A 14,384-nucleotide genomic window follows, 5' to 3' on the forward strand; every position below is an offset into this window, starting at 1 on the left:
AGAAGCTGCAAAGAAAACACGAAAGGAGACGCAGCCATTGACCAAATCATGACCGCTGATAAACAATAAAGGGTGGGTCAAATCTCGGTGAAAATACCGGGTCAGTTCTCAATGAAAACCAACACTCCGAGAACGCGATCCTCGGTCTCGTCGGGGAACTGCTCCTACTTGACGCTCTTTGCCGCCGCGCGGCCGATCCTCACGTCGGACCAATCGTTCAGGCTTGGGATGGCTGGCGCCGCTCGGCAAGGGACTTCACATGGGAAGGCACGGGCGTAGAGATAAAAACCACCACTCGCGCCACCTCAAGTCACGCCATCCATGGCGTCCACCAAATCGAGCCTACCCCTGTCAGTGATGACGACACAGGGGAAGCGCGCCTGCTCCTCGTAAGCATCGGCCTGTGCCATGCAGATCTCAATGCGCCTGCTTTGTCGATCCCTTCCTTGGTGGAGAGCATACTTGAGCGTCTTAACGCCGCCGGGGCGAGCGGCTTGGTCGACGAGTTCCTAAAGCGCGTGTCTTTGTACGGCGCGGAGTCGGGCATTGGATACGAGCATGCCACGATGGTTAACGAAGCTCCGTTCACGACTAAATTTAGCGTGACCTTCGTCCGTGGGTACGACATGGCAGACTCGGCTGTCGAGGTTCTGCGGCGCGATGACGTCCTCACCCATCAACATGTGGATGCGCAGTCGGTCACCTTCCGGGTGGATCTTCCCGCGACGATCAGCTTGGACAACCCCATTATTGGTGCCCGACGCGTCGCGGAGGCGATACTTAGCCTCGACAGTTAATGACAGTTGATTTCCACGCGGAACTGCCCCCTAGGGAAACGCTGAATACTTTGAGCAATTCGGCGATGGGGAGCCTCAGAACGGTAGCTATACACGCGTTGCCGACCTTAGCTTACTCAACGATGCTGCACGACGCCACGAAGGACAGTTTTAGGAATGCTTTGGCGCAGCGATAACCAATCTGGCGAATGTCTGGTCAGGGCCGATGATACTCCAAGCAGGGGCGATTCATCCAATCCCTTGCCCTCTGAAATGATCTAAAATTGACCGATAGGGCCGCAAATGAAAGCCAAATTTTTAGACGCAAGTCAATTATCTAAGCGCCTTAAGAAATTGATTAATAAGCACGAAAGTATCTCAATAGCCGTCGCTTGGGGGCATTTGACCCCGGTTGCGAAAACACTACTGAGAAATAAATCAAAATTTGAAAGCGTGCTTTTTGGTTTAGATTTTTCTGCTAGCGACCCTGATTTAATTGACCTGTTGGTGGACGTCCCCAACGCTTTTGTCGCGAAAAACAGACTTGGATGCTTTCATCCGAAGATATACTATTTTCAAACAGGCAAGCTGGCTGAGGCGATTATCGGAAGCGCCAACTTCACGCGTGGCGGCTTGGGTGAAAATTTTGAAGCGAACATTTACATTCGCGGAAATACTGACTCGACTGTCTTCGAGGAAATCCGAAACCAGCTTGCCGCATACAAGCGGCTTCGCAGTAGCATCACGAAAGAATTGGCTGCGAGTTACCGACTCCAGGCTAAGGCCGCAAGTAAAAAACCGAGACCGAAAAACCCAGTTTTTCCCAATGAGAGGGATCAATGGAACCGGTTGAATTCGAAGCTCGCAACTATGTCGTGGAGCGATTTTTCTGAGCGCGCTCGTAAAGACAAACACCATGACTACGCAAAGCGTATCGAGTTGGTACGGGCCATCCAATCGATGTTTGCGAAGAGTGGCTCCTTCATGGATCTATCGGTTGCCGAGCGGAAAGGCGTTGCTGGTCTTCTACGTGGCCCGGAAGCTACAGAAGCCAAACTTGAAGGCTACGACTGGGGGTGGTTTGGCTCCATGAATCGAGCGACCGTGTTTTTAAGAGCCATTGAGCGGCAAGAGTTGGGAATTGCGAAGGCCTTGGATCAAATTCCAAAACGAGGTGACATCACTCGACATCAATTCGAGAAGTATGTTGACACCTTCCGAGCAGCTCTTGCCGCTGGGGATCCAATTGGCACCGCGACGCGCTTAATAGCGATGAAACGACCAGATTTGTTTGTTTGCGTAGATGGTCCTAACAAGAAAGGCCTCGCGAAGGCGCTCAACTTTTCACCATCGACACTATCACTCGATAACTATTGGGACAGGATCATCGAACCTGTCCGACAGGCACCTTGGTACAATTCTGAACGCCCTTCAGGTCCTGACATGGAACTTTGGGATGCGCGCGTAGCCATGTTGGATGCAATTTTCTACAGTCCTTAACGATAGCAATGGGCTTGCCCGGCGCGATGTAGTACCATTCGATCCGGTGCTCGGAACACCACCGCAGGATCGCGTTACTGGTCAGTTCCGTCCCATTATCGCTGACAATCATGCCGGGCTTTCCGCGGCGCTCGATCAGGGCCGTCAGTTCACGCGCCACGCGGCGTCCCGAGATTGAAGTATCCGGGATCGCAGCCAGGCATTCGCGCGTGACGTCGTCGACCACGTTGAGGACACGGAAGCGCTGCCCGTTTGCGAACTGGTCATGGACGAAATCCAGAGACCAGCGCGCATTGGGCCGCGCCTCGACCAGGATCGGCGCCCGTGTTCCGACGGCCTTGCGCCGGGCCTTCCGTTTGCGCACCGTCAGACCTTCCTCGCGATAGAGCCGATAGATCCGGTTGATCCCGGACGGCTCGCCCTCGCGGCGCAACAAGACGAAGAGCCGCCGATAGCCAAACCGGCGACGTTCATTCGCCAAGTCCCGCAGCCGACCGCGCAGCTCCGTGTCCGGAGCACGCTGCGCCTGGTAGCGGACCATTTTGCGATCCGCCCCGGCAATCCGGCACGCCCGCCGTTCCGAGAGCCCGAGCAGAGACCTCAGATGCGCGACCGCCTCGCGCTTCACGGCAGGCGTCACCACTTTTTTGAAACCAGTTCCTTCATCGCCGCCAAGTCCAGCATCTGCTCGGCCAGCAGCTTCTTCAATCTCGCGTTCTCATCCTCGAGCGTCTTCAGCCGCTTTGCTTCCGACACCGTCATGCCGCCGAACTTGGCCTTCCAGTTGTAGAAGGTGCCTTCCGACATGCCATGCTTGCGGCACAGGTCCGCGCACTTCGCGCCAGCCTCATGCTCGCCCAGGATGCCGATGATCTGCTCGTCCGTGAATCTCGTTCGCTTCATTGTCCGTCCTCAAGTTGGGTCGGACTCTAATCAACGGTGGAGGAAAAATCCCGTGGCAGGTCAGCAGTCGTGCTTGTTGGCAGTGATCTCAGGTGTTGGCCGCATCAGAGGTGGAATTTTCTTTTGGTCTGATAGGTTCGACTCGCGGCATTAAGTGTTGGAGAGGAAGAACCTGAAGCCAGGTCGGGCGGCGTTTGCCAAGCGAGACGGGACCTCGGCCTCCTCGACAAAGTTATCCCAGCGCGCAGCCACGGCCTCCACCTCGCGCAGGATTTCGTCTGTCTGTCGAGGCTTCAGGTCGGCCATCTTGCCCAGTTGGCGCAGATCCTCGAGAGCGAAACCGTCTGCCTTGCCGTTGACGGTCATTTGGTGGGCGTTCGTCCACGAGCCAGCTGGGTTGTGCGACCAGACGACATCGTAGGCCGGCGCCAGCCGCCATGTGCCCGCCTTGTCCATCAGGAAGGCGATGTTCTTGACGTGATCATCCTGGTTGCGGATCACCACATTGACGATCGCGCGGCGGACCATCTCTTCAAGTGTCGCGCGGCCGAGGCCCAGTCTGCGAATTGTCTCCAGTGCCTGCTCATAGGAGTATCCCCGGGGCATGTTGAAGTCGAAGTGGCGCAGCGCGCCGAGTGAAAGCATATGGAGCTTCTCGCTTTGCCCGTTCTCTACATCGCCCACTCGATCAAACCTTTGGGTCATGAAATGCGCGCGCCCACCTTCGTGATGGAGTCGTGAACGCATCATTTCGACCCCTGCTTCAGTAGCCAGCCTGTAGCAGGCAAACTCGAGGCGGCCGAACCCCTGAGGGTCGGCCAGCCCATGATCGCCACTCTTGGAGACACCGTCGAACTTGAAGAGCCATTGGGTGTAGCCGGGCCCCGCCTTGAGCTGGCCCGAGTGGAACTCACCGGTCTCCTCATTCCAGGCGAGGACCGCTTTGGCCCGCGCGCCGCCTGCCGAGGTACCGACGCGCAGGATCTCGGCTAGAGCCTCCTGTTGGTTTTTCCCGGCCATGACACCGACGAGCTCTTTGCGGTCGTTTAGAACTCGGTTTGCGAGTTCGACCAGTGGGGCGATGTCTACCGGCGCGCCATCCTCTCGGCGTAAGCCCGTTGCGGGCTCGAACTCCAGCGCGCCCATCCCCCGACGCCCAGTGTAGAGCAGGCGTTCAACTGGATCCATATTGTCTTCGGGTCGGCCCTGTTCTGCAAGCCAACGATTGATCAGTGCGTTGCCAAAGCGGTCTGGAAGGCTGTCGGAAAGCAACCCGGGCAGGCCGTGGAATGTACCGGACGGAAGCGAGGGGAAGTCGATCGGACCTGGGCGCAGGGGAATTGTCAGCGGTGCGATCTCGATCTTCGAAGAGATGAAGGCCTTTTCATATTCGAAAGTGCCGATTGAACGGCGATCATCCCAAAGTACGGCACCAATCCTGCGCCCCCAAAGGTGTACGTCTGCGCGTGTTGCCATCATTCACCCCAATTCCAAGGCTTCGCTGAGGGCTGATCGGCAGAGGTTGCTCGTGCGCGCTGCCGTGGCCCAACTTCACTGCGTGGATCAAGCGGGCTGAGGCTCGCATCCGGCAAAAGCATCTCCACGCGATCCTCAAGCCCCAGCGCTTGCATAATTCGTAGTAGACTGTCGACCGTGCCGCCTTCGCCGGCCTCGATCCGGGCAATCGCTCCGCGTGAGATACCACTCTGTTCTGCCAAGTCTACTTGGCGAAGGTTTCGAGACAGACGGAAGCGGGCAAGGCGCTCGCCCAAGTCCTTGGCCAAGATATCAACTGGTTTGCTGCCTAGCATATAGCGCTCCGTTATCGAGACCTTAAATGAATATTATGCACTAAGGTATCACTTTCGATGCACTGAGTAAAGTTAGCTTAAAGATCCATTAGCGGTACACTAAAATCTGATTACCACTTATCGTACCGTTTTTAGGACATAATGGTCATTCGCAGGCGCTTATTATGCTAAGTGTTTGCTTCGCGACTTGACGGTGTGATCCTTTCACGGAAGTGTATGAAAGCACTAGGATGCAGCGTTTTGAGGGCGCCCCTACCACTCGGTCTGACCGTTTTAGGGCCTCAAAGTTGCGCGCGCTTTTCTCGCTCATCTTCGGCGATCTTGCGTACATCGCTTCGCGCGTCACCAAGCGCAGCGGTTAGCGCGTCGTCATCTAGTTCGCCCAAAGCGATCCGTAGCTTCAGCAGGGTCTCGAGCGGGCTTGGCCGTTGGATGTGCTTGTCTTTCTGCTTCGCCTCATGGGCCTGCCACTTGGTGTAGGACCGCGCGACCGGCACTGCATCGATCACCTCCCCCGCCTCGACCATAGCCAATCCGAGCTCCGCAGCACCGGTTACCGTCGAGATGTACCGGTCACCCAGACCAAGTGCGATCGCCGCACCGAGTTCCTTTGTCATCGGCGGCGTGAGGCGCGCCAGGACGCCAAAGATATACTCCGAGCCCCGTGGGAGCGGAGGCGAAAGGCGTTCGACAAGCACTTCGGTCGCGCTTTCGGCCGGAAGCTTCGCGTGCGCGATCTCCGCTCCGGCCCACAGCGATGCACCCCGCGCACCGGCCAATATCCGGCGTGCATCGACCTGTGTGATCTCGACGGACTCCAAAAGATTGCCCGCGACATAGGCGAGCCATGCCGACCCATGTCGAACGGCTGTTTCGAGTTGTCCCTTGTCCATGGGCAGCGCGCTGGCTTTCTCCCACTCAAGGCTTGGCATATCGATTGTGGGGAAATGCAGGGTGTATGGCTTTGCGGTCGGCTCGCGATCCAGAAAGCGAACTACTTCTCGGGCTTCCGCCGCCAGCATCGCGCCATCAAGGGTGGAGATTGCCACCATGGCGCGCATCGCTCCTTGCACCGCAGGCTCGTCATATGGGGTGGACCACTGTCCTAGGTCGCGTCGTGGGGCCTGGTCGAATCCGGACAATGAGTAATAACCGGCGAACTGGAGAAAGCGCTCGAAGGGATAGTCGGGCTTAGGCTGAGCGTCGTCTTCTTTAAGGGCCACGGCGACGGCCAGGGCGCGTAGCGCTTGGTTATGCGCTCGGCACTCGTCCTCAGGCGGATTAAGGAACCGGTCCATGAGGTTTTTTTCTTTCGTCTCCATCGCGCGCAGGAGGCTGAAACTCAGCCCTTGAGCACCAAGGATGCGCGCAATGCGCGACTGGGTGTTGGTTCCCTGAAATGCCCTATGCCGCAGATACCGCTCGGCAAAGCCTTCCATGGCTGCGGGAGGCTGGACCTCGAGCGCTGCAATTCCTACGGAACTGAGCAAATTGAAATCGTCCATAGGGCCGAAGACGAACCTGCCTGCCGTAGTATGATGCGACTCTGTATTGGAGAGCAGCTCCGCAAGAGCAGCCTCCAGACGATCCGCGTCCAAACCAGCCATGTCGGCAGAGGTGATACAGGCCCAGGCGGTCAGCCTGGTTGGGAAGTCCTTTGCGTTCAGGCGGTTAGCTACCAGCGGAAAGATCACGGCGGGTCGACGCTCCGCCAGATTCATCAAAGCAACGCCAATGGCAAACTTTTTCTTTGCCCCAACTGCGATCGCATCAAACGCGACGATCGCGAGCTCGCTGGCGACCGTGTCGTCGGTCCGCGCGTCCGGATTGATCGCTACGGCAAGTGCCCGTTCGACTTGTCCATCATGTCCGGCAGTGCCGCGCGCCATAAACTGCCTTGCAATGTCGTTCCCATAGCCCAGCCCGCTCGCAAACGTTGTCACCTCAGTCCAGTCTGGCAGTTGGATAATACGCGCCAACTCGCCTGCGCGCGCTTCCGGATCCAAATCAGCGATATAGCGGGCGGCGGCGAACTCGGCGAATGTCTTATGCACGAAGGTCAACATCTCGACGCCGTCATGATGAACGGACTCAATAAGCCCCGCCCGCTCCCAATAGCGAAGTGCAGACTCGACAATGCCCGTCGTGGCGAGTCGGGTCTTACCCATTTCTGTCGCCAGCGCCTCTGCGCAGCGGTCCATCAAGGTGGCCCTAGCAACGAGAGGGTCTCCGACGACCGTCCAGCCCAACACATTCAAGATATAGCCTGCGATTTGCGCCGACACGTCTTCTGGGCGTTCGATCCCGTCGTCGCGGTCGAATAGCGCGATCAGTTGTTCATAAAGTTTCGGTCGAGTTTCCGGGAGACGGTTTTGCCGATGGAGAAGGGATGCCGCCATTCCAAGAGTCAGCGGGCTCACTGCGATTGCATCCGGATTGGATGTACCGCTCAGTTCCTTGTGTGCGAGTTCGAACGCGTCCGCACCAGACGAATCATCAGACAAAGCGGCCAGCAAACTACCAAGATTGTAGGAACCGGAGCTGCTGCTCGGCGAAATAAGACGATAATGCTGCCACTGCGAAAGCTGCGTCGATGTGTATCCGATCGGCCTGGTCGTGACGATGATGCGCGCCCGGGGATGGCCAGCCGCATAGGATTGGATCCCAGCCGCTACTGCTTCGTGCCGAACGCCGCAATCATCGAGACCATCCGCAATCACAACGATGTCCGAGAGGCGAGCCCGATCAAATACTTCGACCGAGATCGGCGATCCATCCAAGCCGTGCGCCTTGAGCGCAGCCTCGAACCCTTCGCCACGCAGCATCGCCGCAGCGACTTGCTTCAGCGACACTAATAGGACGGGAAAGCCGTCCGACGCGTACTCATATGCCAGCTTGGTTGCGAGGGTCGATTTTCCGAGCCCCGGCCCAGCCTGGATGACAGCCCGGCGACAGAAACGTCCAGTCCACTCAGCGTCATATTCGAGGTCAGAACGCGAACTGCCTAGCGACCCGTCGTGATAACGCGCCAAAGCCTTATGGGCACTTTCGGCGGGCGGCAGCTCGAACGGTATCTTAACTGTCCGCATGTCGAGCAGCGCTGAAAGTGGCAGCCGCTTGCGCGTTGCCGAAAGAGTGAACCCATCGCGTGTCTCCACGACCCAGCGTGCGAGGCGCGAGGCAATTCCCGCCCCGTATTCATTATCGCTCAGCACGATGCCATTCGATGTCAGTAGACGGATCAGACGCGGCATGTCGGCGCGGCCGCGCTGCTCCATCATTGTCACGGCATCTTCGTAAAGCAAACTCCAGCCGTGATCCGCCTCTACAGCGTTGTCACAAATCGTCGCGAGCAGGACCTTGGTCAGCCGCCGATCTGCATCATCGGCTGCCAACGCATGCACGACTTGGATCCGCAGGCTTGAGCAAACCTCCTGAGGGTTGAGAGCGTCTTTCACAAGCCGTGCGAGCCAGTCCTTGCCAATCTCGGATAGCATGTCGGTGCGACCCTGACCGATCCGTTCGATATCATTGGCGAGATTCTCGCGTACCGTGCCGCTACTGTCAGGCGCCACGGCCAAAACCCCGAAATCGAGCCTGCCCCTCGACACGGCCGCTGCCAGCGCGTCTAGCGCTTCCCAAAGCGCTGCGCCCCTCTGCAGGCCTTTCTTGGCTTGAACCTCTGCCACGCGGCCATCCACAAGTTCGAGCCGAAGATCATCACCGGGACCTTCAGATTCAGCCCAAATCCCGACAGGGATATCATCCACTAAACCGGTCAGCCAACCGAGCGGCTTGCCCGCCAGGAGGTGTACTGCCGCGATTGCTGTGATGGCTGCCTGAAAGTTAGTACCGCCCGCAGCGGCAGTTCCGCCGCCGGGCTTCTTCCCCTTCGGTACTGGTCTCTTGTTCGCTGGGATGGATGTCCCAGATTTCTTTGATGGCCCCATAATCAATTCTCGATTGCAACTCGAACATTCGATCTCACCTCAAACCAGCCTATCCTGGCAGCTGATGAAAGTCCCGGTAGCTAGGTGATCTACGCCATCCCCATCTATCGCCTCGGAGGTCGAAACGGACCAGCGAAAGCCGAAACCCTCAATGGCCTTTTTGAATTGACTATCGATTTCAGTCTGCATCTCTCCATCCCCCCGCTGCCCTGACTATTTAGCGTGGAAACCAGATGGATGCATCACTCCAGGTAGTCGCAGCACCCGCGAATATCAACTTCCGCCCGCATCGCAGCCGTTCGGTAGCTCGAAATGCTGCACCCCCTGTCCAATGGCCGGTTCGGGGAGTGCCGCCGTGCAGCGACGGCGAGGCTCGACCGTCCGCAAAGGGCCGTCAACTGCAGATGGCAATTACTACTCCTAAACCCCCAAGAGGCGTAAAAGCGCATAAAATGTGGCGCGAACGCTTATGCATACTGGAGTGGGCCAAAAAGGGTTGTGAGCTTCGCCAAGGCGTGCAGGCTGTTGGAAGTGACAAAGGAGAGCACCGCTGCTAATGTTAGACAAATTGTGACACATTGATTGCGGGGGACAGAAATATGCTCAATATGAAACATCTGATACCAGCATTTGTTTTACTAGTTGCGGCCTGCAACGGTAGTGAAGATAGAATTAGCAACGATGATATTTCGCGCGACGTCGCGACTTCTATTGCGCTTTGCTCAAGCGGAATAGAAATCGAGGACAGTGTTCGGGCAGAACTGAACGCCGATCTGCGTTCAATCCTCGAGGAAGGCGGCGGATCTCTAGATGCGGAAGCTGCCATCGCAAGTAGCATCCGAGGCCTTGTATTCACGCCCGAGGTCCTAAGCGACACAGAGGGGCAAAAATCGTTCGAGATTTACACAAAGTGCGTGACAGACAATCTCGCCACCTATCTGCCTGACCAAGGATGACCGATTACCTTACATTCGCGTTTCTAAGGACAGGCGCTGTAATCTTAGTGATCGGCGGCTGCGATATGTCCGCGCCGGTCGATCTTGTAGATGCGGACACACGCAACCGGATCGCTGTTTGCAGTGCCGGTATCGGTCTCGAGCTTTCTGCGGACTTGCAGGCTGAACTTTCGGAATTCGCACTGAGCGGATCACTTTCCGCTGCTGCGCGGAGCGAGATCCGTGGCACGATGTTTGGCGGCGCTGACCTCAGTGATGCTGCGACTGCCCAAGCTTTTGAGAGTTATATCGGCTGTATTCGTCAGGAAACTCGGCTATTCGAATACATTGCCGTCTTAGAAAACCGCCGGGCTGTGCTGCTGCGAGAACTTGAGTCCTTGGGCGTGGACGACGCACGACTCGACTCCCTTGCGCGCTCGACCAGCCAGCACATCGAAGCTACAAGGACGGGCAATCTCGTCCTCGCCAACGACCTCTACCGCGAGATCACGATGGCACTGATCGAATTACGGCGGGAGACGACGTTTGCCGGAGAGTTGCTCTACATCCCTTCTTAACCGGACAATTGGGCAAGGCATTGTGAGACGGCTGCATTGATGTTGGATCGGTCGCTGCCCGAGCCGAAAAGCGAAACCATCGTATCGGCGTTTTTTGCTGTCGCTATGCAAGCTCCTGCCGACACGCCCCACCGACGCGTGTTTTGCACCCGGAAAGTGGGGTTGGGCATTTGCCCTAACGAACTGGAAAAAGTCCACGATAACAATTGGGGGTTCGACTTGAGGCAGGTGTCGAGCGCTATCGCCGAGCCAGGAACCGCGCGGATCTCCGCACCGGTGGCTGCTGCCGGACAATTCGGCTCGAAATTCTCCAGAGGCGGATCGCTGCAAGCGGACAACAAAACCACCAGTAAGCAGAATGATTTTCTTACCCTCATGGCGCAAACTTTCCGTAATTTGTGAGCGATAATCCACGATCCGCCGCTGATAGTCGGCTGTTGTTCCTCATCTCACAGTTCTTACCATTGGAGGAAAACGACTCTGCCGAGATAGGATAGCTCATAATTGACGCATCGTCTTTGAACGTCGTGAGCTCTATGCCACCGAGATTAATTACAACAACCTGGATATTCTTTCTCGCAATCCTGATTTGCTCGTCGCGAGGAATATCGTTGCCGAACGGCATGCGGCCGCCGCTTTTCGACAAAAAATCTTCCAACCAAAGCTCGGCATCGAACTGTTGCATACAGGCTTCACGATGCCGATGCATCATTTCGTGCCCGAGCCCGAGTGCGTGACCAAATTCATGAAGGACAGTGCTACGCTGAACTCGACGGTTCGTACCCACACTGAGATTCATCGAAGGGTTTTTCGTCGCGCTATTCGACCCGATATAGGAGTTGTTCGTTCCTTTAGAATTGAACGTAATCTTAATGTGGTAGTCGCGCGCGTTCGATGTGCATTCGTGGAACGCACCCGCGCCGTCACGAAGTTGAAATACCAGGCGGCTTTGGGTATTGTTTTCTGGCGAGTTCACTACCCATTCCTGTGCCGCATTCTCAATAATTGCCATGTTGTCTCTGAATTGGGCCGGTGCAGCGCGGAAATCGATCGTATCGATATTTGAGTCCGCAGGCGGGGCCACAAAACCACAGACACGCAGCCTAACATCGGATTCTTCCCTGAACTCCTTGAAGAACGTCCAAAGCTCTGTCCGACGGAGGACACCCTTGTCGTCTGCCCCGGTTGCCGATGCAGCTCTGCGGGTTTCGCCTGTCTGGCAGACGCCCGCGATAACCTGCGTGAAGCTGCATGCCAACACAGGTGCCGGGAGTATGAGGAGCGCAGCGGCGATGATGCGTAGATGAAAACGGTTCATTGTTGCCTCTCGATGACTGCAAGGATTGCTGCTGCGTTGGGGTCGGAATCTCGGTGATTCCGCAAATAGGACACGACGCTTGAGACCGGTACAAATACCTCGTGACGCCCAATGGCGGGAGAGATGTTGCGCCCGGTCTCGCCTTTCGACACAATACCAACAACGATAATCTCGGAGCCTTGACCCAATGCCACGTCAGGTCGCATGAAAACGGGAGCGCCAGATGCGCCACGCGGTACATCAAGCTCACCACCTAATGCTTTCATAAAATCGCCGTGTTCGCAGAGACCGACGCGCCGCCCAAGATCCGAGCATTCTGCGCTGAATCGAAATGTTCTCGGACCCCCGCTGTTCACGGGACGGTAAGCGTTGGCGAGCGCGGCCATTCGATTTTCGATGTGAGTCCTGCCGACTTTGTCTTCTAGACGGGCATCGACGCAGACATCGAGGACGCGCTCCGGTAGCGCTTCGAGCGAAATTTCGGAGTGGTAGCGGATCATCCCACCATCGTAGACAAATGGTACACCTTCTTTGATATGCGGGGCATGGAGCTTTCTTTGTCCCAAAGTCGAAATCAAAGTAGAGAAGACAAAACTCACGCGCGTCGGGTCAACTTGATCGCCACGCTGGATATCCAAGGCCTCAAAGATCTCATCAGCAGCGCTGCCCAAGGCCTCCGTTTCTGATGATGACTCGCCCGCAATGCGGAAGATTGCAAAATCAGCAAACTCCCTGGTTTCAGGTTCGCGGATACCCTTGATCAGGATTTCAGCGTGCGAATACGTTTCAATGAACGTATCGAAAGCCGCGCCGATTGCTGTACAGTCCGGGTCTCCTGAAGCACCGCAGATGCGCAGCTTTGCTTCCTTAATCTCTACTAGATCGGCCGAGATCGTGAACCGCTCTTCGGTGACGCCTGCCGGCATACAATGTGCTGCGGTCATGAAAAGACCACCGCCTAGATAGCCGGCGGAACATTCACGTCGCTCGGCGAGCTGCGACTCGAATTGGACGGTAGAATTTACCAGCTCAATCTGACGCTTGTAATGATGTGCGAAGAATTCGCGTGGGATGGGGCTTCTGTAGGCACCCTTCTCATCGGCCCTCAACCCGTATTCAGCATTGCACGCGCCGGGCACATCTCGCTCAAACTCGAACCAATTTCGTGCTCCGTTGGCAAGATTGGCATATTCAGACAGAACATGAACGCAAATATCGAAATACTCCTTGGACAACGTAAGTGGTCCAAGATTGTTATTCTCGTCGAGGATTGCCAGGCGTGACCTGATGATCTTAAGCGCTGTATTCTGAAGGTTGCGTGCGCTCTCTCGGACGACGCCACGAAATTCGCATTGGCCGCCGGCTTCGATTTCTCTGCAACCTCCAACATCGTCGGGAAGGGTTTCTCCCCCTAAAGACGCCAGTCGCGTGAACTGACAGTAAACCTCTCGGACGCCAGCCATGAAATCGTTGTTCATAGCAAGTAGCTCGTCAGGAATTTCAATTGGCATTGCCGCGGGCGCAGAATTCAGGAACGTTTCTGTCCCGCTAAGGTCGAGGCTGGCTACTTCCACGCCGAGCGCAGATTGGTTCGTTTTCAGCTCAATGCCAAGTTCTAGGATCGCTTCTCTGTTGTTCTCGAACATTTCGGGAAGGTTGCGGTCAATAAACTCAGCTCGGCCACCACGATTTGTAATTTGGACTGCTCCGGTTCCGGTATCGGATAGAAAGACACGCTCTGAGAGAGAGGTAAAATCCGTTGCCGTGGGGAGGACGGGTGCGAAGGTCGCGCGCAATGTGGCGTCATCTTCTAGGCGCTCAATGACCGGGCGGACTTCGTAGCTGCCAGGGGCTGCCGCGGGTGTTTCAGCATAGAGTGACCGGACAAGCTCGTTAGCGATCTCGCGATTGTCGTCGGATATCCACGTTTCCGGACGGTCGCTCGTGGAGAGATATTGCAAATAGGGGTTCTCGACCCCCTGTGTAAAGGACGCTGGTGGCGACAATACTATATCGCTGTCGCGCTGAAACTGAGGTTGGACGAATTCATAATTATCGAGAAAACCTTGCACGCGGATGATGTCGTCTGTCTGAAACATATCCCACGCGAGGCTTTTCTGCCATGTCGGTCGCGTATTTCTCTCTCCAAAGGCGTCCAAACTGCCCACCATCGCACCGGTCAAGCCGTCGTAATCGATCCCTGCGGAGCCAAGCCCATTTTCGGCCAACGGAATAACCCAAGTTTGGTTACCTGTTGCCTTCACTGGCGCGTCCTCAGAAATGATTTTTTGTGGGCCAAGGAGGAACCCATTCTCGTATAGCCATTTTGGCTGGGCTAGCACGACGGCGTCCGGAGCTAGTGCTGGAACATCCTCGCGCGACATATTGGATTGCTGAGCACCGACCGGCGTCGCCTCGCAGAGAGCCGCAAAAAGAAATACAAAAATAAGCTGAATAGGTGGAATACGCATGCGGAACCAGATGTTGATCATCCCAAACAATACCGCAATTTCCACTTTTGCGATAGTAAGAATCCCAGCCAAAAAGGTGGTAGCCACTTCCTTGGCTTGAGCCACGCCGACCCCGGGGGCACATCATCGACTGCATGCCGAC

At 56.3% G+C, this 14,384-nt stretch carries 10 protein-coding genes and 1 pseudogene; 5 read left to right on the top strand and 6 right to left on the bottom strand.

What is annotated here, in order from left to right; genetic code table 11:
• Positions 1–65: 65 nt before the first annotated feature.
• On the top strand, positions 66–797 hold the full coding sequence (locus tag NTA49_RS10445; RefSeq protein ID WP_258294896.1) for a PD-(D/E)XK motif protein: 732 nt from the start codon (positions 66–68) through the stop codon (positions 795–797).
• 282 nt (positions 798–1,079) lie between these two features.
• Positions 1,080–2,276, top strand: a complete 1,197-nt coding sequence (locus tag NTA49_RS10450; protein ID WP_258294699.1) for a phospholipase D family protein — start codon at positions 1,080–1,082, stop codon at positions 2,274–2,276.
• A 7-nt stretch (positions 2,277–2,283) separates the two neighbouring features.
• Here the strand turns inward: NTA49_RS10450 and NTA49_RS10455 are convergent.
• The 4 genes and pseudogenes from NTA49_RS10455 to NTA49_RS10465 all read right to left on the bottom strand — a co-directional run.
• Positions 2,284–3,179, bottom strand: a pseudogene (locus tag NTA49_RS10455) (IS3 family transposase); the annotation flags it as partial.
• Between the two features lie 150 nt (positions 3,180–3,329).
• On the bottom strand, positions 3,330–4,658 hold the full coding sequence (locus NTA49_RS10460) for a type II toxin-antitoxin system HipA family toxin (protein ID WP_258294700.1): 1,329 nt from the start codon (positions 4,656–4,658) through the stop codon (positions 3,330–3,332).
• Positions 4,655–4,990, bottom strand: a complete 336-nt coding sequence (locus NTA49_RS17295) for a helix-turn-helix domain-containing protein (protein ID WP_408637139.1) — start codon at positions 4,988–4,990, stop codon at positions 4,655–4,657. The genes NTA49_RS10460 and NTA49_RS17295 overlap by 4 nt, the downstream gene beginning before the upstream one ends.
• Positions 4,991–5,271: 281 nt before the next feature.
• Positions 5,272–8,760, bottom strand: a complete 3,489-nt coding sequence (locus NTA49_RS10465; RefSeq protein WP_258294701.1) for an NACHT domain-containing protein — start codon at positions 8,758–8,760, stop codon at positions 5,272–5,274.
• 779 nt (positions 8,761–9,539) lie between these two features.
• Between NTA49_RS10465 and NTA49_RS10470 the strand changes: the two genes are divergently transcribed.
• Genes NTA49_RS10470 through NTA49_RS10480 form a run of 3 tightly spaced genes read left to right on the top strand, consistent with a single transcriptional unit; the run spans position 9,540 to position 10,855 of the window.
• Positions 9,540–9,896, top strand: a complete 357-nt coding sequence (locus NTA49_RS10470; protein WP_258294702.1) for a hypothetical protein — start codon at positions 9,540–9,542, stop codon at positions 9,894–9,896.
• Complete coding sequence (locus NTA49_RS10475) at positions 9,893–10,453, top strand: hypothetical protein (protein WP_258294703.1); 561 nt, start codon at positions 9,893–9,895, stop codon at positions 10,451–10,453. The genes NTA49_RS10470 and NTA49_RS10475 overlap by 4 nt, the downstream gene beginning before the upstream one ends.
• Positions 10,454–10,492: 39 nt before the next feature.
• Positions 10,493–10,855: a hypothetical protein gene (locus tag NTA49_RS10480; RefSeq protein ID WP_258294704.1), complete on the top strand. Its 363-nt coding sequence runs from the start codon at positions 10,493–10,495 to the stop codon at positions 10,853–10,855.
• On the opposite strand, the gene NTA49_RS10485 is transcribed toward NTA49_RS10480, so the two are convergent.
• Both NTA49_RS10485 and NTA49_RS10490 read right to left on the bottom strand, forming a co-directional pair.
• On the bottom strand, positions 10,827–11,771 hold the full coding sequence (locus tag NTA49_RS10485) for a zinc-dependent metalloprotease family protein (RefSeq protein ID WP_258294705.1): 945 nt from the start codon (positions 11,769–11,771) through the stop codon (positions 10,827–10,829). The two genes, NTA49_RS10480 and NTA49_RS10485, sit on opposite strands and share 29 nt — an antisense overlap.
• A complete protein-coding gene (locus tag NTA49_RS10490; RefSeq protein ID WP_258294706.1) occupies positions 11,768–14,347 on the bottom strand; it encodes a hypothetical protein in 2,580 nt (859 codons plus the stop codon). Before NTA49_RS10490 ends, NTA49_RS10485 begins: the two co-directional genes overlap by 4 nt.
• Positions 14,348–14,384: the final 37 nt, after the last annotated feature.

This window comes from Pseudosulfitobacter koreensis (genome assembly GCF_024733015.1).
Lineage (GTDB): Bacteria > Pseudomonadota > Alphaproteobacteria > Rhodobacterales > Rhodobacteraceae > Pseudosulfitobacter > Pseudosulfitobacter koreensis.